Annotated in this window: 13 protein-coding genes and 1 pseudogene; 9 read left to right on the plus strand and 5 right to left on the minus strand. The window is 70.0% G+C overall.

Annotated elements, in window-relative coordinates; genetic code table 11:
- Positions 1–54 precede the first annotated feature (54 nt).
- The 3 genes from SMIR_RS05600 to SMIR_RS05610 all read right to left on the minus strand — a co-directional run bounded on the left by SMIR_RS05600 (position 55) and on the right by SMIR_RS05610 (position 4,896).
- Complete coding sequence (locus tag SMIR_RS05600; RefSeq protein ID WP_168497156.1) at positions 55–1,101, minus strand: zinc-binding dehydrogenase; 1,047 nt, start codon at positions 1,099–1,101, stop codon at positions 55–57.
- A gap of 132 nt (positions 1,102–1,233) precedes the next feature.
- On the minus strand, positions 1,234–4,455 hold the full coding sequence (locus SMIR_RS05605; RefSeq protein WP_168497154.1) for a bifunctional cytochrome P450/NADPH--P450 reductase: 3,222 nt from the start codon (positions 4,453–4,455) through the stop codon (positions 1,234–1,236).
- A gap of 300 nt (positions 4,456–4,755) precedes the next feature.
- Positions 4,756–4,896: a hypothetical protein gene (locus tag SMIR_RS05610; RefSeq protein ID WP_212726691.1), complete on the minus strand. Its 141-nt coding sequence runs from the start codon at positions 4,894–4,896 to the stop codon at positions 4,756–4,758.
- 255 nt (positions 4,897–5,151) lie between these two features.
- On the opposite strand from SMIR_RS05610, the gene SMIR_RS05615 reads away from it, so the two are divergent.
- Together SMIR_RS05615 and SMIR_RS05620 are read left to right on the plus strand one after the other, a co-directional pair.
- Positions 5,152–5,808, plus strand: a complete 657-nt coding sequence (locus SMIR_RS05615; protein WP_168497150.1) for a TetR/AcrR family transcriptional regulator — start codon at positions 5,152–5,154, stop codon at positions 5,806–5,808.
- 122 nt (positions 5,809–5,930) lie between these two features.
- A pseudogene (locus SMIR_RS05620) lies at positions 5,931–7,743 on the plus strand (glycoside hydrolase family 15 protein).
- 341 nt (positions 7,744–8,084) lie between these two features.
- On the opposite strand, the gene SMIR_RS05625 reads toward SMIR_RS05620, so the two are convergent.
- Positions 8,085–8,837 (minus strand): TetR/AcrR family transcriptional regulator, encoded by a 753-nt coding sequence (locus SMIR_RS05625; protein WP_248003221.1) that lies wholly within the window; start codon positions 8,835–8,837, stop codon positions 8,085–8,087.
- Positions 8,838–9,411: 574 nt separating this feature from the next.
- On the opposite strand from SMIR_RS05625, the gene SMIR_RS05630 reads away from it, so the two are divergent.
- The 4 genes from SMIR_RS05630 to SMIR_RS05645 all read left to right on the plus strand — a co-directional run bounded on the left by SMIR_RS05630 (position 9,412) and on the right by SMIR_RS05645 (position 16,483).
- Positions 9,412–11,796 (plus strand): SpoIIE family protein phosphatase, encoded by a 2,385-nt coding sequence (locus tag SMIR_RS05630; RefSeq protein ID WP_212726692.1) that lies wholly within the window; start codon positions 9,412–9,414, stop codon positions 11,794–11,796.
- Between the two features lie 600 nt (positions 11,797–12,396).
- Positions 12,397–12,867, plus strand: coding sequence for a DUF1003 domain-containing protein (locus SMIR_RS05635; protein ID WP_168497145.1), 471 nt, complete (start codon positions 12,397–12,399; stop codon positions 12,865–12,867).
- A 395-nt stretch (positions 12,868–13,262) separates the two neighbouring features.
- The gene (locus SMIR_RS05640; protein WP_168497143.1) at positions 13,263–15,776 is read left to right on the plus strand and encodes a lysylphosphatidylglycerol synthase transmembrane domain-containing protein; all 2,514 of its coding nucleotides are present in this window, start codon (positions 13,263–13,265) and stop codon (positions 15,774–15,776) included.
- A gap of 227 nt (positions 15,777–16,003) precedes the next feature.
- Positions 16,004–16,483 carry a DUF6417 family protein gene (locus SMIR_RS05645; RefSeq protein ID WP_212726693.1) on the plus strand — a complete coding sequence of 160 codons (480 nt, stop codon included), beginning with the start codon at positions 16,004–16,006 and terminating at the stop codon, positions 16,481–16,483.
- A gap of 225 nt (positions 16,484–16,708) precedes the next feature.
- Here the strand turns inward: SMIR_RS05645 and SMIR_RS05650 are convergent, their stop codons facing one another.
- The gene (locus SMIR_RS05650; protein WP_168497141.1) at positions 16,709–17,380 is read right to left on the minus strand and encodes a TetR/AcrR family transcriptional regulator; all 672 of its coding nucleotides are present in this window, start codon (positions 17,378–17,380) and stop codon (positions 16,709–16,711) included.
- A gap of 155 nt (positions 17,381–17,535) precedes the next feature.
- Between SMIR_RS05650 and SMIR_RS05655 the strand changes: the two genes are divergently transcribed.
- The 3 genes from SMIR_RS05655 to SMIR_RS05665 all read left to right on the plus strand — a co-directional run bounded on the left by SMIR_RS05655 (position 17,536) and on the right by SMIR_RS05665 (position 20,939).
- Complete coding sequence (locus SMIR_RS05655) at positions 17,536–18,489, plus strand: fumarylacetoacetate hydrolase family protein (RefSeq protein ID WP_168497139.1); 954 nt, start codon at positions 17,536–17,538, stop codon at positions 18,487–18,489.
- A gap of 96 nt (positions 18,490–18,585) precedes the next feature.
- On the plus strand, positions 18,586–20,508 hold the full coding sequence (locus tag SMIR_RS05660) for an acyl-CoA synthetase (protein WP_212726694.1): 1,923 nt from the start codon (positions 18,586–18,588) through the stop codon (positions 20,506–20,508).
- 80 nt (positions 20,509–20,588) lie between these two features.
- Positions 20,589–20,939 carry a DoxX family protein gene (locus SMIR_RS05665; protein ID WP_212726695.1) on the plus strand — a complete coding sequence of 117 codons (351 nt, stop codon included), beginning with the start codon at positions 20,589–20,591 and terminating at the stop codon, positions 20,937–20,939.
- Positions 20,940–21,546: the final 607 nt, after the last annotated feature.

Genomic DNA, 21,546 nt, shown 5'->3' on the forward strand with positions numbered 1-21,546 from the left:
CGGCGCCCACTCACCCCTGCCCGAGGTGGTCTTGATGAACTTTCTGTTCAGTTGTCAGGGGACGAGGATGAGGCGGATCGGGTCACCGATCTTTTTCTCCAGCCGGTTGACCGCGTCGGCGGCCTCGGCGAGCGGGATGTGGTCCGTGATGGAGGGTGCCAGGTCAAGACGGCCTACCTCGGCAAGGCGGACCAGCTCGGTGACGGACTCGGGGCTGCCGCCGTAGTGACCGCGCACCTGCTTGCCCAGGTAGTTGAAGGTCAGGCCCTCGGTGATGGTGAGGGGCCTGGGGCTGATGCCGACCAGGATGAGGACTCCGCCCAGGCCGAGTGCGGCGGCGGCCTGCTCGCGGACCGCCGGCACACCGGCGCAGTCGAAGGCGAAGTCGAGGCCCCGTCCGGCGGTGGCGGCGCGTACCTGGTCGGCGAAGTCGTCGGCGGTCGGGTCGAGTGCGATGTCCGCGCCGAAGGCCAGGGCGCGTTCCCGGGCGCTGGGCAGCGGGTCGACGGCGATGATCGGTGCGGCGCCGACCAGGCGGGCGAGGCGTACGTTGTGTGCGCCGACTCCGCCCACACCCCACACGCCGACGGACTGGGCGGGGCGTACTCCGGCGGTGGCGACGACGGCGGCGTAGGGGGTCGAGACCGCATCGGGGATGATCGCGGCCTGGTCGAAGGGGAGGCTGTCGGGGATGAGGATGAGGGTGTCCTCGCGGGCGACGGTGTACTGGGCCCAGCCGCCGTCGTAGTCGATGCCGGCGGTGAGCATCTGGGTGCAGGGACGGCGGCGCACGCAGCCGGCGCACTGGCCGCAGGTCTTGCCGGCCTCCAGGGTGACGCGGGTGCCGACGGTCAGGCCGCGCTTGAGGTCGGGGCCGAGGGTGTGGATCACACCGGAGACCTCGTGGCCGACGGTGACCGTGTCGGAGGTGGCGAACAGCGGGACGAGGGAGCCGTCGATCAGGTGGACGTCCGAAAGGCAGACGCCTGCGGCCTTCACCTCGATGAGGACCTCGCCCGGGCCGGGCACGGGGACGGGGACCTCCTCCACGACGAACTTCTTGCTGTCCAGGTGGAAGCGTCCGGCGAGCATGGTGTCCATGGTGCTCTGCTTTCTGTGAGCGGCACTCCCGGCGATTCGGGCCGACGGGTGCCGTGCGATGCCTCGTGAGTGAGTGGTGGCCGGGAGGGGTGCGGGGTGTCAGGACCGCCGCACCCTCCCGGCGTCTGAGGATCAGGCGAAGACGTCCTGCTGGTAGCGCTCGTCGGCTTCGAGCTGGGCAAGCCACTGCTGGGCGGCCTCGTCGTCGCTGCCGGTGTGCTTGCGGTAGACGGCGGCGAGCGCCTCGCGCACGGCGGGTGCCATGCGGCGTCCGTCACCGCAGACGTAGATGTACGCGCCGTCCTGGATGGCCCGCCACACGGTGTCGGCGGCGCCTGCGATGGCGTCCTGGACGAACCGGGCCGGGTGTCCAGTCACCGCGGAGAAGGCGGTGTGGACCTGGGCGATGCCGGACAGCGCCCACATCTCCATCTCGTCCCGGTAGAAGTAGTCGTGCTCGGGGTGACGGCAGCCGACGAAGACCTGCGACAGGCCGACCTGCGTGCCGTTCGCGTGCTGCCAGGCCCGCTCCTCGAGGAAGCCGCGCAGCGGCGCGATGCCGGTGCCGGGACCGATGAGGATCAGCGGCGTGGCCGGGTCGACCGGCGGGGCGAAGGTCGGGGACGGCACACGCACGTAGCCGTAGAAGACGTCTCCGGGCTCGAGGCCTGCGATGTAGGAGGAGCAGGTGCCGCGGTACCGGCCGTCACCGGACAGGGCCGGGCCTTCCAGCAGACCGACGGTCAGGCGCACGTGCCGGGGGTTGGCCAGCGGAGCGGAGGAGATGGAGTAGAACCGCGGGCGGATCGGGCCCATCATCTCCAGGAAGACCGCCAGCGGCAGCTCGACCGCGGGGAAGCGCTCCAGCAGGTTGAGCACGGAGACGCGCTTGCCCAGGACCTCGGTCTGGTAGCGCTCCTCGGCCTCGGCGGTGTCGGCCGTGTAGGCCTCCAGCTGCGGCCGGGTCCACGGGCATTCGGTGTGCCCGGCCAGCGTCTGTATCTGAGATCGCGTGGCCACGTCCTGCAGCTCAACGAACTCGGTGAACAGCAGGCCCGCGGTGACGGGAGTGCCCACCGGGAGGTGCGTGCGGCCGCCGGCGGGCTGGTCCAGCCGCAGGACCTGGTCGCGGTCGACGCCGAGCCGCGCGAGGGCACGGTTGACGAGCGCGGGCTCGTTCTTGGCGAAGACGGCCAGGTGATTGCCGGTGTCATAGGTGACACCGTCGGGGAGTTCGATGGTGATGGACTTCGCGGCCGGGCGAGGCGGCTCGATGCTGAAGTCCCACAGCCCGGTCGCGTCGCTGACCAGCTCCTCGTTGGCGACCACGGTGAGGGGGTAGGCCTGCTCGGAGACGATCGCGGGACGCACCTCCGCCTCGGTCAGGAGCTGCACCTCGAAGCGCGGCCCGGTGGTTTCGGAGGTGTCGGCGGCGTACTCCTCTGCCAGGGTGGTCCACAGGGTGTCCATCCAGCGGGTGGCCATGCCGTCGAAGTCACCGGCGGCGTCGGCGATGCCGCGCTCGATGACGCGGGTGGCACCGGCAGCCAGCAGGCCTGCCTCGATCCGCTTGGGGAAGCCCTGGTAGGTGGCCACCCACTGGGTGTTGCCGGCGCCCAGCAGCGCGAACCGCACGTTGGACAGCGAGCCCTCGGGCAGCCCGGCGGTGAGCAGTTCGTCGAAACGCTGGGCGTTGTCGGGGGCCTTGCCGTTGTAGCTGGAGGCCACGACGACGAGCAGGCCCTCGGTGGGCAGGTTGTCACCCAGCTCGTCCAGGCCGACCAAGGTGGTGCCGAATCCGGAGCGCTCACCGCGGTCGGCGATGGTGCGCGCCAGGTCCTCGCACGAGCCAAGGCTGGAGCCGTAGGCGACGGTCAGGTTCACCCCGACACCGCTGACCGCGGCCTGCGCCTGCGTGTCGTCGGTCTGCAGGTCCACGGCGCCGAACACGGTCCGCTCGTGCTGCTGACGGGCCCGCACGTTCAGTTCGAAGCCGCCGGGCTTGCGCGTCAGCGCCTCCTTGACGTCCATCTTGTAGTCGTCGGTGTCGGCGAACTTGAACTTCTGCAGCACCAGCGCGAGGGCCAGACGTGCCTCGGTGAGCGCGAACTGCCGGCCGATGCAGGCACGCACGCCGTTGCCGAACGGCTTGTAGGCGTGCGGGTGGTGGTTGACCCGGTTCTCCGGCAGCCACCGGTTGATGTCGAACTCCTCCGGCCGCTCCCATGCCTTGGGGTGGGTGTGCAGCGGGCCCTCGAGGATGTTGACCCTTGTTCCCTTCTTCAGCCCGTAGCAGCCGCCGATGACGGTGTCCTCCAGCGGGGACTTGCCGATCAGCGGGATGGGAGCCCACAGGCGCAGGGTCTCCTCCAGGATCCGCGGGATCACGTCCATCTGCATGACCGTGTCGTAGTCCGGGACCGTGTCACCCGGCAGCAGCCGGTCCACCTCGGCGTAGGCCTGGGCCAGGATGTGCGGGTTGCGCATCAGCGAGTACGTGGCGAACGACAGCAGACCACTGGTGGTCTCGTGACCGGCGATCAGGAACGTCACCACCTGGTCACGGACGTTGTCGTCGTCCAGCCCCTTGCCGGTCTCCGGGTCCGTGGCCTCCAGCATCAGGCCCAGCAGGTCGTCCTCACCGGTGCCCTTCCCGTCACGGCGCTCCTTGATCACATTCTCGACCAGGTCCCGCATCAGCCGGATGTTCTCGCGGTACTTCTTGTCGTCGGCCTTGCGCATCTTGGTCATCATCGGCAGCTCCTGCGAGCGCCGCAGCGACTCAACCAGCGCCTGCAGCAGCGCGTTGAGGAAGGGGTGCAGATCCTCCTTGGCGAAGGAGTCGAACCGGTAACCGAAACCTGACAGGGCGATGGTGTCCAGGGTCAGCCGGGTGTAGTCGTCGGTGATGTTGACCGGCCGGCCCTCCTTACGCTCCCACTTGCCCACCAGGTTCTGGGCGATCTCCAGCATCTGCCCGAAGTAGCCCTTCATCGCCCGCTGGCTGAAGGCCGGGAGGAGGACTCGGTGCGCCATGCCCCACTCCTCTTCGTGCTGGTGGGCCGTGAACAGGCCGGCTCCCGCGTAGTCCCGGACATGGGCCAGCGGCGTCTTGTCGATCTGCTTGAAGAACCGCGTCTCGTCGCAGACCTCGGCCACCAGGTCCGGGTCCCAGACGAAGACCTGCTCGATGCCGGCGATCTCCATGCCGTAGAGCCCCTCGGGGAACTGCTTGGTCAGCCTGCCGAAGTACTCCACCGGGTTGGTGCTGGGGATCTGCGGCGTGTGGCCGAAGAGCGGGACCCCCCGCGGAGACCGGATGGGCCGCAGGTCGGTCTCGGGGTGTGTGGTCATGGCTGGCTCCTTTAAGGGGAAAGGCGGGCAAGGGGCGGCATTCGGTGTGGCGGGGCGCCGGTATGGCAGCACTCGATTTCCATACGCTGTATGTCTTCAGTGATACCATACGATGTATGGAAACTCAATCGGCAGGCCTGGGGTCGAGAAACAGGATGTTTGACTCATCAGGGACGACGTCGACCACACAGCGGGATCAGATCAAGATCAGGCGCTTCCCCTGCGATCTGCTGCCGCAGGAGAGCACGCCAGGGAAGGAGGGCGGCCGACACGTCTCGCCTGGTTCTATGCCTGCATGCGTTAGGTGGCAGTGCGCCGAAGCCGCTGTTCGAGCGCCTTGCCGCACTCCTCGAGCACGGCTTCCAGTCGCGCCTTTTCCTGTTCGAGGCGCGCCTTGGTGACCTCGTCGCCCACCAAGGCCACCAGTCCGGGACTGTCCACCCCCCGCCGCCAGTCGGCTCCGCCCACCAGCGTGGGGCTTCCAGTCGCGCCTTTTCCTGTTCGAGGCGCGCCTTGGTGACCTCGTCGCCCACCAAGGCCACCAGTCCGGGACTGTCCACCCCCCGCCGCCAGTCGGCTCCGCCCACCAGCGTGCGCAGCACCGCAACCAGCCCCACTTCCGCGAAGCCGGATAAACGGAGGGCTGAAAATGGCGCCACTACCCTCGGCGCCGCCGACGCTACTACCATACGCCGTATGGCTACTGAACGTAAGCCCCCTCGGGGAACGAGGAAGAGGGACGTACCGCTCACCACGGACGGCATCTACGCCATGGCGTTGCAGCTCATCGATGCCGACGGGGTCGAGGCGCTCAGCATGCGCAAACTCGCGACCACGCTCGATGCGAACCATATGTCGCTGTACCACCACGTGCCGAACGAGGACGCCGTGCTGCGCGGCGTGGCCCACCGAGTCGGTTCGCAGTTCAGCGCGGAGGAGTGGGGAGACATCCCCTGGCAGGACCGACTGCGTGAACTGGCCCGGGACTTCCGCGATCTGTCGCACCGTCACCCGAAACTGATGGGGTATTCCTTCACGCGCCCCGACTACGTGCAGCCGGAGGACCCCTTCTGGCAGGCACTGATCGACATCCTGGCCGCCGCGAAACTGCCCGAGGAGGAGATTCCGCGCGCCGCCGCGACCCTGGTCGGTGTGTTCACAGGTCTGCTGCTCAGCGAACTGAACGGGGCACTGCAACGGTGGGCCACTCTGCCACCGGCACCGTCGGGCCCCGACGAGGAAGAAGCGCCCCCGCCCTCCAAGGACGTGATCGACACCATGTTCAACTCCACACTGGACGCCGCGGTCGCCGGAGTGGAGAACCATGTCGCACGAGCCCGCGAGAGGGTGTGACGGAAGCGAGACGGCTCCGGTGGGGCGGTGCGCGGTCCGGCGGCGTCCCCGCCGGGCCGGCCTGGTGCCGCCGCGACGGCGAAGGGCCATAGTGGAGGCAGGAGCATAGAGAGGCCGCTGCGATGTCCGGAGCGCCGACACAGCACACGTCAGCCCGGTACCTGCCGATCGCCGAGCACGGCCTGATCGGGGATCTGCGCACGGCGGCCCTGGTGGGTACCGACGGGACCATCGACTGGTACTGCTGACCGTCCTTCGACTCCCCGAGCGTGTTCGCTGCCATCCTGGACGCGGACCTGGGCGGGGCGTTCGAACTGTCCGCGGCCGTGCCTGCCGACACCAAGCAGTTCTACTTCCCCGACACCAACGTACTGATCACCCGGTTCTTCACCGAGGACGGGCTCGGGGAGATCCAGGACTTCATGCCCGTGACACACGCCGGCGAGTCCGACCGCCACCGGCTGATCCGGCGGGTGGTGTGCGTCCGCGGGACGATCCCGTTCCGAGCCCGGGTGGCTCCCCGCTTCGGCTACGGCGCCCCACCGCACACCCTGCGGATGCTGGAGGGCGCCGCTCTGTTCGCTTCCGAGGCGCTGTCGCTGACGCTGACCGCGACGGTGGCGCTGGAGTCCGACGGGAAGGACGTACGGACCGAGTTCACACTGTCCAAGGGCGACACGGCGGTGTTCGCGCTCGAGCGGGTCACCGACGAGACTCCGCCGCGAGGCTGCCCGCACGCCGAGGCCGAGCGGGAGTTCACCGCCACGGTCGCCTTCTGGCGGCGCTGGCTGCAGCAGTCCCGCTACCGCGGCCGCTGGCGGGAGATGGTGCACCGCTCCGCCCTCACCCTGAAGCTGCTCACCTACGCACCCACCGGTGCGATCGTGGCGGCCCTGACCACGATCCTGCCCGAGCAGCTCGGCGGCGGCCGCAACTGGGACTGCCGCTACACGTGGATACGCGACTCCGCGTTCGCCGTCTATGCGCTGCTCAGACTCGGCTTCGCCGAGGAGGCCGAGGTGTTCATTGGCTTCCTCACCCAGCGGCGCGACGACGGAGCATCCGGGCCGCTGCAGATCATGTACGGCATCGACGGACGGGCCGAGCTCCCCGAACACGAGCTGCCCCACCCGGAGGGCTACCGGGGCTCGGCGCCCGTGCGGGTCGGCAACGGCGCGGCCACCCAGCAACTCAATATCTACGGCGCTCTGATCGACTCCGTGTACCTGTACGACAAGTGGTGCCGGCCCCTGTCCAGTGGCCACTGGCGCGCGGTGTGCGCCCTGGTGGACCGGGTCTGCGACCACTGGGACCAGCCGGACGAGGGCGAGTGGGAGACCCGCGGCGGGCGGAAGAAGTTCCTCCACTCCCGGCTGATGTGCTGGGTGGCCATCGAACGCGCCATCCGCATGGCCCTGCGCCGTAGCCTGCCCGCCGAACTCGGCCGCTGGGGTCCGGTCCGGGACCGGATCTACTGGCAGATCATGGACAAGGGCTGGTCGCCCACCCGGCAGGCCTTCGTCGAGCACGAGGAGGGCGACGTACTGGACGCGGCGGTGCTGATGATGCCGCTGACCAAGTTCGTCTCTCCCACCGATCCCGTCTGGCTGTCCACTCTCGATGCCCTCGGCAACGAACTCGTCTCCGACTCCCTGGTCTGGCGCTATGACCCGGAGGCCAGCCCCCGACGGCCTGGAAGGCGACGAAGGCACGTTCTCCATCTGCTCCTTCTGGTACGTCGAGGCCCTCACCCGCGCCGGACGACTGGACGAAGCCCGCCTGGCCTTCGAGAAGATGCTCACCTACGCCAACCATGTCGGCCTGTACTCCGAGGAGATCAGCCACACAGGTGAGCAACTGGGCAACTTCCCCCAGGCATTCACCCACCTCGCCCTCATCAGTGCGGCCTTCAACCTTGACCGTGCCCTGGGCTGACGACCGACCGGCGGCGTTCCTCGATGAGTCGCTGTGCGAACCTCCCGCGGCCGGTTGAACCACAGTTCCAGGAGCGCCGGCAGGCTGCCGTTGGCCACCGTCAGGGCAATGACCCGGTCAGCCACGGTGAATTGGCCCGTGGCCATGCCCTGCCCCCCGTCCTGTCCCGTGTCACCGATGACACCCACTCAGAGAACCGGAAGGGGAACGAGTCTTCATGTCCCAGTACCAGCTTCGTGTCTACACACTGCGCACCCCCGAGGCGCTCGCCGCCTACGAGACCATCTGGGCCAAGCACATCCCCGGGCTGAACAAAAACAGCATGTCTGGGCTTTTGGCCCTCACTGCTCTTTCGGGTCGAAACCGGCCGCCATGTCCGAGACGGGACTCCCCGGGGGCTCTCCTTCGCAGCGTGCGGCCGGTGGGCGGAGTTGACGGGGGATGCGTCCGGAGGCGCGCAGGGAGTTCTGCGGGTGCTGGCCGTCGAGCCCACCGGCGTGATCGGCTGTGAGCCGGTTTTCCAGGCCGCTGATGATCGTGTCCAGCACCAGGCGGAACATCCGGTCCTCGCCAAAGCCCTCGTTCATCGGCCCGTCCTCGCCGGAGGCGGGTGTGGTGGGCTGGAGGTTCGACCACCGGTGGAGCGCGCCGTTGAGCTCGGCGATCATCACGCCGATGACGACGGCGCACACGAGCGCGGCGAGCTGCGGGATCTCCGACTGCGGCACCCCTGCGGCGTCCAGTACGACGGTGAGCGCGACCCAGAAGGGATCTTCGGGCTGGATGAAGTCCGGCTGGCTGAACGAGTAGGCCATGAGGTTGGGATGGCGGTGTGCCAGCGTCCGGAAGTCCGTGGCAAGTAGGCGCATGCGCTCCTGCCAGGGAGCGTCCTCCAGTGTCACGGTGCGGAACCGGGCGCCGACCATTCTCGCCACGCCACGCAGCAATGCGTCCTTGTTCGGCACGTGGTGGTACAGCGACATGGGGTTCGCGTCCAGCGCGGCGGCGAGTTTGCGCATCGTGAGCGCCTCGACCCCGTCCGCGTCGATGAGTCGCAGGGCGGAGGTGCAGATCCCTGCCTCGGTCAGAGGCACATCCCTCTTCCGAGTACCTCTAGAGGTACGCTTCACTCTTTCCATACGGTGTACGTTATCAAGCCGTGGGCCAGCGCGGGGGACTCGCCGCCCGTGGTGGCGGTCACTCCTGCGGAACCCATCACATCCGGGAAGGCCCTCTCCATGCGGCCGCTGCAGATACGCGGCTTGCTGCCGCTGGGCCGGGCGACCGATCCGTGGCCGACCTGATGGTGTACACCGTCGGCGGATCCACGTGCGCGCTCTCCGGGCGACAGCCCGCCCTAAAAGTTAGTGCCTGACCAGCGCATTCCGTCAGCTCCCCCAAAGACCAGATCACCGGAGAGAGCAAGGACACCGGCTCATCCCCGGACCGCCGTTACTGCCCTCGGTCCACACCATCCGGCACAGTCCCGCTGCCCGGTAGGGCGTTCACTGCGGGCCGGGCACCTCCGCTGGGGCGGGCGCAGGTCCGCGGGATCTGGAGGAACCACCTTCGGTCGGCCTGCGGGGGTCGAGTTGCCGGTTGCGGCTTTGGCCGAGGCGCGGCGCAGGAAGAGTGAGGGCAGGCTGGGAGGGGAGGGAGGCGATTGCCGTGGCAGGCGATGATCCGCTGATGGTCGTGGACGGCTCGGGCATCGTGGTGCAGTGGAGCCGCCAGGCAGAGGCATTGCTGGGGCGTGGAGCGGATGAGGTGCTCGGGCGGTCCATCACGCCTTGGCTGGCCCGCACAGCAGCTGTGGCTGACCAGCAAGCGGAACCGGGCCGAGATGAAGTGGCGCTGTACGACGCGAGCGGCCACGTTGTCGCCAAAGACTTGCGGGTGCGGCCCCTGCCACGTCAGGACGGCTCTTTGGTCTGGGGCCTCTTCCAAGCGCCAGCTTACGGAGCACCGGCGCCTGATGGAGGCACCGTGGTGCTTGAGGCCTTGTTCACCCGGGTACCGGTTGGCCTGTACGTTCTGGACACGGGGTTGCAAATAGCGGCGGCGAGCGTCGCCGCACAGACGATGTGCGGCGGGACCCTGGAACGGATCCTTGGGCGCCGACTCACCGACGCCTACGAGTTCTCGCCCCCCGGCGAGGTGGAGGCGATGCTCCGCGCGGTGCTGGACAGCGGGGCGCCCTCCCCCGAGCGCGTGGTGTACGTGTCTCCCAGGGGTGTTTCGGGCCGACCGCGCATCATGGACGTCTCGGCATTCCGCCTGGAGGACCGGCACGGTGCGATTCTGGGGGTGGCGGCAGTGCTGGTTGCTGCCGGCGACCGTGAGCGGGCGCTTGCCAGTCTGCGTGTCTGGGGCTTGGTGCGGGAGCGGGTGGGACAGACCCTCGACGTGTTGGCCACCTGCCGCGACTTGGTCGAAGCCCTCGTACCGGGCTTCGCAGACGCCGCCGTGGTGGAAGTGGTGGATGCCGTGGTGCGGGGTGAGGAACCCCCGCTCGCTCCACTCGATCAAGGTGTCCCGTTGCGCCGCGTGGCCTTTCGGCACGGGGATGTCGAGCAGCAGGTGCAGGCGCATCCGGTGGATGACGTGCGCGCCCTGCCGTTCCCGACCCCCTACGCACAAACTCTGGCCGACCTCAAGCCTCGCGTTGTCCCCCTAGGTCCTGACACGCCCTGGCTGGCGGCCGACCCCCTGCGTGCCCGCGCGATCCGCGCCTCCGGGGTCCGCGCACTTCTCGTGATGCCTCTGACGCTGTACGGCACCGTGATCGGACTGATCAGCCTGTATCGAACGGAGCACGCTGGAGTCTTCGATGAAACGGATGTCGCCCTCGCCAAGGAAGTGGCTGACTACACGGCCCTGTGCATCAATGACGCCCGGCATTACACCCGCGAGCATACGATCGCCACAACCATCCAGCGCCATCTGCTGCCGCCATGGCGGCCCTCGGACCCTACCCTCGAAACCGCCTCCTTGCTCGTGCCCGGCAGCCAGGGAGCGGGCGGCTGGGTGGACATCTTCGCTCTGCCGAACGCCCGTACCGCGCTGGTGGTCGGCGAGGTTGCCGGACAGGGCATCCACACCGCGACCACGATGGGCCAGCTGCGGACCGCCATCCACACCCTGGCCGCACTGGACGTGGACCCCGACGAACTCCTCGCACGCCTCAACGACACCGCAACGCGCCTGGCCAGTGAACGGGCTGCGCTTCCCACCGGTGATCCCTTGCGCCATCAGCCGCTCACCGCAAGCTGTGCGTATGCGGTCTACGACCCCATTGCCCGCACCTGCACCATCGCCCGGGCCGACCATCCCCCACCGGTGATCACCCACCCGGACGGCACCACCGAGATCTTCGATCACCCCAGTGGACCTCCGCTGGGCAGTACCGAAGGACCGCCTTTTGCCGCCACCACGGTTGGCGTCGCCGAGGGCAGCGTCCTCGCCCTCTACACCGTCTCCCTCCTGCCCTCCTGCCCATCGGGCCACCCGGGCAATGTGGACTCCCTCCGGGAGGTGCTGGGGGACCGCCCTGAGCGCCCCGTGCAGGAGATATGCGATGACGCCCTGTACCGGTTGCGCGGGGATAGCCGTCCCACCGATACCATCCTCCTCCTGGCCCGGACCCGCGCCATTCCCGCTGACGAGGTCGCCGCCTGGCATCTGGACCACCATCCCTCGGCCGCCGGCACGGCGCGCGCTCGTGCCCGAGAGCAGCTGGCCACATGGGGACTGGACGACGAGACCGCGTATGCCACCGAAGTGATCGTCAGCGAACTGGTGACCAATGCCGTCCGCTATGGCTCTCCGCCCGTGCGACTGCGCATCATCAAGCACCGCGTCCTTACCTGCGAGGTCCAAGACACCGGTGCCCTCGCACCACGCCTGCGCCATGCCCGGACGGTCGACGAAGGCGGACGGGGCCTGTTCATCTGCGCGCAGCTCGCGCAGGCCTGGGGCGTCCGCTACACCTCCGACGGCAAGACCGTCTGGACCGAACAACCTCTCCCGCTGCCGTCAGGTAGGTCGGGATAGTTTCTGGGATTGGGTCGTTTGTCCGACAACCCGGCTCCGATGCCGGCGCAGTAGCGTCACTTTGCCTCACGTGCGGACCCAACCGGCCCCCCTGCCAGGCATACCGTGACGACTTGTCGCAGCGGAACCGATCAGGGCGCCGCTCTTGATTCTCATGCGCTACGAGCGCTCTTGGAGCAGGGAGACAGGCCGGACAATACTTCCCCGAGCACCCAAAGCACCCAGGCGCTGTGGGTCCTGGAGGCTTGCGTGAACGCAAGGATGAGGCCGTGCACGGTTGGGTGCTGGACAGCGAATTCCTCTTGCCGCGGCAACAGAGCGTCAGCGCCCTTGAGAGTCCGGGCCTGGTGGAGCTGGCTGACGGGAGGACCGCGCGGAACTGTCGGCCCGCGCCGCTCCCTTGCGCGGGGCGACGACCTGGCAGGTGTAGGCGCCCGACAGGCTGCCCGCGTGATGGAACACCTCGTGCGGGCATATGACGGGCTGTGGAGATGCCCGGCAGTTCAGCCGGAGGACGCGGTCGAATGACGGAAGAGCGGGACCCTCCTCCGGCACATACGCTGACAGTGTCGTCCGGTGGGTAGCGGTCAGGGAGTGGTCATGGGATCTGCGGCGCACTTGCCAGACATCCGGCCGCGCCACGAGCTGGCTGTCTTCGCCCGGATGCGCGGATCTCAGGACCGGATCGCCGACGCGATCACCGCCTTCGCCGGAACCATGCAGTTCGTCTACCTGCACGCGGCCTGGTTCGCGGTCTGGATCCTGTGCAACCTGGGGTTGATCGGTCACTGGGCGGTCTGGGACCCCTATCCCTTCGGACTGCTCACCATGATCGTCAGCCTGGAGGCGATCTTCCTGTCCACCTTCGTGATGGTCAGCCAGAACCGTCAGGCAGCCCGTGAGAACGTCCGAGCCGACCTGGACTTCGAGACCAATCTCCGTTCGGAGGTGTGGTCGGCCCAGATGGGACATGCCCTGGGTGTCGACCCCGATGAGGTCGAGCGACAGGTGCAGCAACTGATCGCGGAAAACCGCGCCCGGATGAACGGCGCCGCGCAGTCCTCCGAATGAGTGCCCGCATCAGTCGGTCGGCTGAAGCCGGGGTGGACGCCCGACGGCGACGATGTCCTGTGCCAGACCGCTCCGTCTCCGGGAGCAAGCGTCATGATCCACCGACAGTCCGCTCATCGTCTACCGGGACCGGCAGCAGCACGCGCCTGCCATGGCATGGACAGCTCCGTGTTGTTCTGCCCCCCGCGGAACATGGCGCCGCGCGACGGGCCCAGGAGGAGCGGGCCCGAGTCGTACGGCTTCTCGGTAGGTATGTCCGAGGACGAGCGCAGACGCCGGCCTTCACAACCGGCGAGGGCTCGTGTGCTTTCCGGAGAGCCACGGCGAGCCCCGGGCCTCGGCCCGCCGATGAGGAGCCGACATGACCAAGGCCGGATCCGCTGGGGCAGCCGGCTGTGAGTGAGCGCCCTGGCATCAACCTGCCCTCCGTCGCCGCTGGGGGTGCGCAGGCCGCGGCGGCGCCGTTGATCGATGCTCCGCCGCCGCGCGACGTGCGCCGGGCCGCCGATCTGTCGCGACTGCTGGTGTCCAGCGCACTTCTGGTGGTGACGGTGCTGCCCGCCGTCGCGACGCGCGCGTCCACCCGGAGGATGCAGCAGGGGCTGCTCGACGCGGCGACCGCGCTAGCGCCCGGCCTGCGGGACGGTCTCGTCGGGACGGTGCAAGTGGTCGCCGTGGTCGCGCCGGTACTGGCCCTCGGGGTACTGGTCGCCCGGCGGCGGGGCGACGCGATCCTGCGGGTGGTGCCCGCGGCGGCGCTTGGCGCGCTGGTCGCGTGGTCGGTCACCCACCTGGCCCTGATGCGCGGCAGACCGGACCTGTGGCCCCAGGTGCTGGTGGGGCGGGGCGGGCTGGTGCACGCCGGCTGGCCATCGGCGGTGTACCTGGCCGCCTGCGCGGCGGCGGTCGTCGCGGCGGGCCCTTGGCTGGACACGCGTCTGCGGCGGACGTGGTGGACGCTGACCGTCGTGTGCGCCGGGCTGAGCGTCGCGGCCGCCGCCGTCGTGCCACTGGAGGCGGCCGCCGCGCTCGCCGTGGGAGGCGTGGCCGGATCGGCCGTGCTGCTGCTGGCCGGAGGCCCGGCGGAGCGGCCGGCCCCGCAGGTGGTCGCCGACGCAGTCGTCGCGTGCGGGATCCCGCTCGCCGCGCTGCGTGAGACGCCGTCACCCGATCGGCGCCCCGGGGAAGGGGTCCGCTACGCCGCCGAGACCACCACCGGTGCGCGGCTCGCGGTACAGGTGCTCGGCCCCGAGGACCGCAACCGCGATCTCTTCCACCGGCTCGCCCGGCTCACGATGCTGCGCCACCCCGCCGACACGGCCGCGCTCTCCCCGCTCGCCGCGGTCGAGCACGAACTCCTCATGCTCGTGTTCGCAGGCCGTACAGGCGCCCGGGTGGCTGAGCCGGTGATCGCGTACCCGGTGCCCGGGGGCGGCGCACTTCTGGTGACGGTCGAGCGCGCTGCCCGTCCGCTGTCCGCGTTCCCGGGCGAGGAGATGACCGACCAGGTGCTCACCGGGGTGTGGACGTCCGTGGCCCGCCTCCAGGAGCACCGACTGGCGCACCGGGCATTGCGCCCGGAGCACATCCTCGTCGAGCCGGACGATGCGTCCCGGCTCACCGCGTTCGCACGCGCCCAGCTGGGCGCCAGGCCCGACGCGCTCGGCAGCGACATCGCCGAGTTGCTGGCCACCACCTCGACACACGTCGGGGCGCACCGCGCCACCCAGTGTGCGCTGGCCGGCCTCGGCCCGCGGCTGCTGGCGACAGCCCTGCCCTATCTGCAGCCGCTCGCGCTGCTCGGCCCCGCACGGCGCGAGGTCGCACGGTACGACCAGGCCCGCGCGCGGGCGGCGGGGACGGGCGCCAAGCGGCGCACGGTGCGCCCCGGCGGCCGGCCGAGCCTGCTGCGCGACCTCTCCGCCGAGGTCGTGGGGGCGACCGGTGCCGAGCCGGCTCCACTCGCGCACCTCGCGCGCTTCACCTGGAAGAGCGTCTTCGGCCTGGTCGGCGCGTTCCTTGTCCTCCACCTGGCGCTTCCGCAGTTCGCGAACGCCCCGGCGGTGCTCACCGCGTTGCGCGACGCCAACTGGTGGTGGGTGCTCGCCGTACTGCCCGTCACCTTCGTCTCCCAGGCGTTCTCAACCTCCCTGCAAATGGGCACCATTCCGGCCAGGCTGCCGTTCGGCCCCACGTACGAGGTGCAGTTCGCCAGCTCGTTCCTGAACCGGATCACCCCGAGCAACGTCGGCGGCATGGCGCTCAACCTGCGCTATCTGCAGAAGACGGGGATCGAGACCGGGGCCGCCACGGCCTCCGTCGGGCTGCAGAGCCTGGCCGGCGCCGTGTCCAACGCCGTGGTCGCCGCCGGGTTCTTCGCCTGGACCGGACGGCACCACGCCGGAGTGCACCTGCACTTGCCCGCAGGCCGGTATGTGCTGCCGGCCGTCGCGCTGACCCTCGCGGCCGGGTGTCTGCTCGGTGTCACCCCACCCGGCCGGCGCTTCCTGCGCGAGAAGGTGTGGCCGTTCCTGCACGCGGCGACGTCGACCGTGACCGGGATCGCGTCCGACCCCGCCAAGCTGGCCCTCCTCGTCGCCGGCGCGCTCGGTCTGCCCCTCATCCAGGTCGTCGGACTCGCGCTGAGCGTGCACGCGTTCGGCGGCGATCTCCCCTTCGCCCAGGTTGGCGCCGTCTACATGGCGGCACGCCTCGTAGCCAACGCGGCTCCCGTCCCCGGCGGACTGGGTGCCCTCGAAGCCGGCCTCATCGCAGGTCTGACCGCGCTCGGCTTGGCGGCCGGCGCAGCCACCTCGGCGGTCCTCGTCTACCGGCTGCTCACGTTCTGGCTGAACGTGCCGCTGGGCGCCCTGGCCCTGGGCTTCGTGCAGCGCAAGGGCTACGTCTGACGCCGCTGCCGTTCGGTCATTCCGGCCTGCTCGCGGATCTCGAGGGCGGACAGCCTCGGACGATGCGGTAACCGGTGAGTGGGCCACCGTCGCCGGGCATAGCCCACACTCCAAGCAGCTCTCGACGTCAACGGTTCCAGAGGGTCCGTCCGGCGGACCAGGCACCCGCAGCATGAGGCCTGGCGCCCTCCGTCGTTCGTCGGCGGCGTCAGCCGAGCGGGTTGGCCGTGTCGGTGCTGGAGGCGCTGCGCGAGCGCGGGCAGGCGGCCGGGCACGGCTGGACGCTGGACACTGAGCTCCTCCCACCGCACCAGCAGCAGGTGAACGCCCTGGAGAACCAGGGTCTGTCGGAGCTTGCCTGCCTGGAGGACCGCGCGGAGCTGTCAGCTCTGGAAGGGCGGCCCGTACGGTGGGCGGCCCGCCTGACGCCGTACGGCCACGACACCCTTCCCTACGGCCAGTCCCGCCCCCGGGCCGAGCCCTCGCCCGGTGAGGCGGGCGCGGACCGGCATCTGGTGGAACTGATTCCCTCGCAGATGACGGCCCCGCGGGTGATTGTCGGCCTCACCCACCAGCTCCGGGTGCCGGAAGCGCCCGACGTGCAGTGGCAGATCGACATGCTGCTCGGCTTCCCCGTCGGGGAGATCCTCGAGAGCCCCGACAAGGACGATTACAGCAGTACGCACTCGCTGCTGCCGTCGGTGTGAGCCGCGCTCGGGCCCACACCCACCGGTCGGGCGCGAGTCAGCCGGCGAGGTCGGCTTTGCCGAACAGCACGGCGGTGGTGGTTGGTTCCTCGAAACCCCGGCGTGTGCGGCCAGCATGTCTTCTCGTGTGCTGCCCCATCGGCGCGCGTTGTGGTTGGTGGGCAGCTTCAGGGCTTTAGCGCCGGCGTATAGGCCGCGCCTACTGACATCTGCCTTTCGCTCATGTCAGGTCGCGGGCAGCGAGGGCAGGGGCCGGGTGGCGATCTCCTGTGCTTCGGCGCGCGTCATGCCGAACATGCACAGGAGACGGAAGGCCAGTTGGTCGGTGACGCGCTCGGCATCGAGGTCGGGGCTGGTCTCCAAGAGGTGGAGCACGCCGAGCAGGGCGCCGCCGGCCATGGCGACCGCGGTGCGTGCGTCGTCGATGTCCAGCCGTCCGTTGTCGGCGGCCGCCTGCAGGTCCCGCATCGCTTGCGGGGCCAGGCCGCTGTCGGAGGTCAGGTAGGGCATGCCGGTGCGCACGAGGATTCTGGCGATTTGCGGGTGGGTGCGCTGCAGGCGGCCGGTCAGACGGACGCTGGCGGCGAAGATCTCCGCCGGGTCCTTCAGGCCTCCCACGACGGAGTCCAGAAGTGTGCCGTGTTGCTCCAGAGTGAGGGCGACGGCGGCTTCGAACAGCTCGTCCTTGCTGGTGAAGTGGTTGTAGAAGGAACCGAAGCCGACGTCCGCCGCCTCGGTGATCTCCTGGATGCTCACGTCGGCCCGCCCCTGCTCGGCGAGAAACCGCTGCGCGGCGGCGACTAGCGCGGCTCGCGTGCGCGCCTTGCGCCGATCCAGGCGATTTGGCGCGTGGTTGGGCGTCCGGCTGTCGGCCCCGCCCCGTCGGTCGATACTCATCACTCCACCTAACCAGTAGATCAGTACTGATTATTACATCAGCACCGATAGCCATTGACGAGGATGCCATCTGGACTGATTCTTCCATCACTAGTGACCGGAGACTGCTCGCGGGAGCAGTCCGGTCGACGCCTGTCCAGGACTCAGGAGAGCCGATGAGTATCCAGGTCGTCCGCACCACAGACGGCTGGTGGGTGGAGAGCGGCAGAGGACGGCTGCACCGCGTGGACACCGATGCGGACACCACCGGCGGCCTGCTCGCCGACCGCTTGGCCGTGCAGGAGGCGGCCGGCCGCGCTGCGGCCGACCCCGACGCGGGGCTTTCCGCTGGAGAAGCCGAGCTGCTGTCGCCCGTCACCACCCCCTGCCGGGTGGTGGCGCAGATGGTCAACTACCGTTCCCACGCGGTGGACTCCGGATTCGACCCGGACACCGTCCCGCCCGCCTTCTTCCGCAAGGCCTCCGGGTCCGTCAGCGGGCCCTACGAGGACATCGTGCGTCCACAGCACGTGCGCTTCCTGGACTACGAGGTGGAGCTCGGGCTGGTGATGGGCGCAAACCTGCCGGTCGGCACCGAGGTCACCGACTCCACCCTCGCGGAGTATGTCGCCGCGCTGGTCGTCGCCGACGACGTCAGCGCCCGCGACGTGCAGCTGCCCAAGACGCAGTTCTACGAGTCCAAGTCGTATCCGACCTTCACCCCGCTGGGCCCCCGGCTGCTCCTGGTCGACGCCGACGACCTGGCCCGCCTGCCGGACCTGCGGCTCACGCTGAAGGTCAACGGGGCCACCCGGCAGGACCGCACCACCACGGACATGATCGTCCGGCCCGCGAAGGCGCTCACCCTGCTGGCCCGCTTCCAGACCCTGCAGCCCGGTGACGTCCTGCTCACCGGAACACCTGGCGGCACCGCGCTGAAGTCACCGGGGAAGCTCCTGGCCACGCTCGCCGCCCTGCTGCCCCCGCACAAGCGCTGGCAGAAGTTCTTCGCCCGCCAGCAGGCGAACCCCGACTACCTCAAGGACGGCGACGTCGTCACGGCCCGCATTGCGACCGACGACGGCGTACTCGACCTCGGCGAGCAGCGCACGGTGGTGCGCGCCCGCTGAAGACTCCCGGGACCCCCCGCCCGGGACCGACCGGCCCGGCATCCCCGTACCGGGCCGGCCACTTGACCCCATTCCTCACCCTGCAAAGGCGCACCGGTGACATCCACACCCACCGACCTGCTGTGGCCCTCCTGCGACAGCCCCGCGGACCTGACCGCCATCGAGGCCGTCCCGCTGCATGAACGCGGTCTGCCCGCCACCACCTACGATGCCCTGCTCCGCGCCGCCCGCCTGTGGCCCGACCGTCCGGCCATGGCGGTGCTCCCGGATGCCGCGCGCTTCCTGCGCCCCGCCTCCGTGACCTTCGCGCAACTGCACGACCAGGTGCATCGCACCGCCAACCTGCTGCGCTCGCTCGGCGTCACCCGCCGCGCCGCCGTGGGCCTGCTCGCGCCGAACACCGCGGAACTCCCCGCCGCCCTGCTGGCCGCGCAAGCCGCGGGCATCGCCGCCCCGGTGAATCCAAGCCTGGCGTCCGAGCACGTCGAGCAGCTGTTGCGGCGCGGCGGCGTGCGCGTGCTCGTGGCCGCAGGTCCGCAACTGGACGCGCAGGTGTGGGCCACGGCCCGGCAGGTCGCCGCCTCGCTGCGCCTGGACGCGCTGCTGGCCCTGGCCCCCACCACGGTCGACGGCCCCGCTCCCGCTCTGGAACCCGTCGAGGACACACGCGTGGGCTACCTCGCGGAGCTGGCCGCCTCCCATCCCGCCGACAAGCTGGTGGACATCGAGCCTCCGGCCGCCGACGACCTGGCCGCCTACTTCCACACCGGCGGCACTACCGGGACTCCCAAGCTGGCCGCGCACACGCACACCAATGAGGTTGTCGACGCCTGGTCGGTGGCCGCCAGCATCCCTCTCGACGAGGACTCGGTGATGTTCGCGGCGCTGCCGTTGTTCCACGTCAACGCCCTGATCGTCACCCTGCTCGGCCCGTTGCTGCGGGGTCAGCAGGTGGTGTGGGCCGGGCCGCTGGGCTACCGCGATCCCGAGCTGTACGGAGTGTTCTGGAAGCTGGTGGAGCACTACCGCATCGCCGCCATGTCCGGCGTGCCCACTGTGTACTCCGTCCTCGCCCGCGTCCCCGTCGACACGGACATCTCCAGCATGCGGTTCGCCGCCGTCGGCGCCTCCCCGCTGCCGGCCGCCGTACGGGCGTCCTTCGAGGAGCACACCGGCATCCCGCTGTGCGAGGGCTACGGGCTGACCGAGGCGACCTGCGCCTCCGCCCTCGGCCAGCCCGGTCACACCCGGCCCGGCACCGTCGGCCGGCGCCTGCCCTACCAGCAGGTCAAGACCGTGCGGATCGACCCGGGCACCGGCGAGTGGCACGACCTGCCGCCAGGCGTCACCGGGGTCCTCGCCATCAGCGGCCCCGTGGTCTTCGCCGGCTACGTCGCCGAGCACACCGCCCACGGGCCGCGCCTGGAGATCGCCGAGAAGATCCGCGACGGCTGGCTGGACACGGGCGACCTGGCCCGCATCGACGCCGACGGCTTCATCCATCTCGCCGGCCGCGCCAAGGACCTGATCATCCGCGGGGGCCACAACATCGACCCCGCCACGATCGAGGACGCCCTCCTGGCCCACCCCGAGGTCACCGCCGCCGCGGCGGTGGGCCGCCCCGACCCGCACGCCGGCGAGGTGCCCGTCGCCTACGTCACCCTCACCCCCGGCGCCCGCGTGGACCCGGCCGAACTGCTCACCTGGGCCACCGAAAAGGCCCCGGAGCGCGCCGCCGCCCCGCGGGAGGTGATCGTGATCGACGCCATCCCGCTCACCGCCGTCGGCAAGCCCTACAAGCTCGGCCTTCGCCTGGACGCCACCCGCCGCGCGGTCCTGGCCGAACTCGCCGCCCAGGGCGCGCACTGCGACCCGGAACGGATCCTGTGCCGCCCGCACGACGGAGGAGTCCGCGTCACGGTGCCCGCCCCTGCCGACGAGGCGGAACGGCGCAAGGTCACCGCAGCCCTCGACCAGTACGTCCTCGACTGGCAGTACGCCCCCCAGCCCGTCATCTGACCCGGGCCGCAGCGACCCGCTTTCGGACGGCCCCGAGCCATTCCCTGCCATTCCCTTCCGCCCGCACGGAGAGCACCTCAATGAGTACCCCCACCATCGTCCTGGCCGTCCTCCTCGCAGCGATCTTCCTCCTGCTGGGAGCCGCCAAGCTCGCGGCAGTGCCCGCGATGCGCCAGGCCGCAGCGCATGTCGGCATGACCACCACCCACTACCGCCTGCTGGGCGCCTTGGAGGTGGCGGCGGCAGCCGGGCTGCTGGCCGACCTGCGGATCACCGCGCTGGGTGCCGCCGCCGCAGCGGGCCTGATCCTGCTCATGGCCGGAGCCGTCGTCATACACCTGCGCAGCGGCGACCCGGCCGCCCGCTGCCTGCCGGCCGCCGTCGTGGGCGCTCTCGCCGCAGCCCATCTCGTCCTGTTGGCCGGCGGCTAGCGGGCCCACACCCCCGTGGCCGCGCCGTCAGCACGCGCGGCCGTGACCGCCCGGCCGCCAGGACCGGCTGGGCACCGGGAGGAACACCACCATGAGACGCATCGATGTCCACCAGCATGTGCTGCCCCCCGGCCTACACGTGCTCGCTGAAGTCGAAGGGCAGCCACGCTCCCGGCCGCCGCGAACTGCCACAGCGGAGCCCCGAGCACGCCATCGCCCTGATGGACACCTACGCCGTCGAAACCGCAGTGCTGTCCCTGACCACCCCCGGCACCTGGCTGGGTGCCGGAGTCGAGGCGGCTGCCATGGCCGGCAGGTCAACGAGTGCGGCGCGGACCTCGTCGAGGACCGCCCCGACCGGTTCGGGTACTTCGTCACTTCCCGCACCGTCCGTGCCAGGGCTGCCGCTGTTCGCCGCGGATTTCCTTCTCGACACCACCCCGCGCGGCGGCCAACCTGCTCCTGCACGGCGTCGCGCGCCGCTACCCCAACCGAAGATCATCCTGTCCCACGCGGGCGATCTCCTCCCTTATGTCGCTCACCGGATCACCGCGGCCCTGGTCACCGAGACCGGCCGCGGCTACGAGGAGATCCTCGAGGACCTGCG

Origin of the sequence: Streptomyces mirabilis, assembly GCF_018310535.1 — a bacterium.
In the GTDB taxonomy this organism is placed as follows: Bacteria; Actinomycetota; Actinomycetes; order Streptomycetales; family Streptomycetaceae; genus Streptomyces.

What these genes read in the sequence shown, in the direction of transcription:
- SMIR_RS05635 (WP_168497145.1), top strand. Translation starts at nt 12,397, where the DNA reads ATGGGATCTGCGGCGCACTTGCCAGACATCCGGCCGCGCCACGAGCTG.
- SMIR_RS05600 (WP_168497156.1), bottom strand. Translation starts at nt 1,101, where the DNA reads ATGGACACCATGCTCGCCGGACGCTTCCACCTGGACAGCAAGAAGTTC.
- SMIR_RS05665 (WP_212726695.1), top strand. Translation starts at nt 20,589, where the DNA reads ATGAGTACCCCCACCATCGTCCTGGCCGTCCTCCTCGCAGCGATCTTC.
- SMIR_RS05615 (WP_168497150.1), top strand. Translation starts at nt 5,152, where the DNA reads ATGGCTACTGAACGTAAGCCCCCTCGGGGAACGAGGAAGAGGGACGTA.
- SMIR_RS05650 (WP_168497141.1), bottom strand. Translation starts at nt 17,380, where the DNA reads ATGAGTATCGACCGACGGGGCGGGGCCGACAGCCGGACGCCCAACCAC.
- SMIR_RS05655 (WP_168497139.1), top strand. Translation starts at nt 17,536, where the DNA reads ATGAGTATCCAGGTCGTCCGCACCACAGACGGCTGGTGGGTGGAGAGC.
- SMIR_RS05605 (WP_168497154.1), bottom strand. Translation starts at nt 4,455, where the DNA reads ATGACCACACACCCCGAGACCGACCTGCGGCCCATCCGGTCTCCGCGG.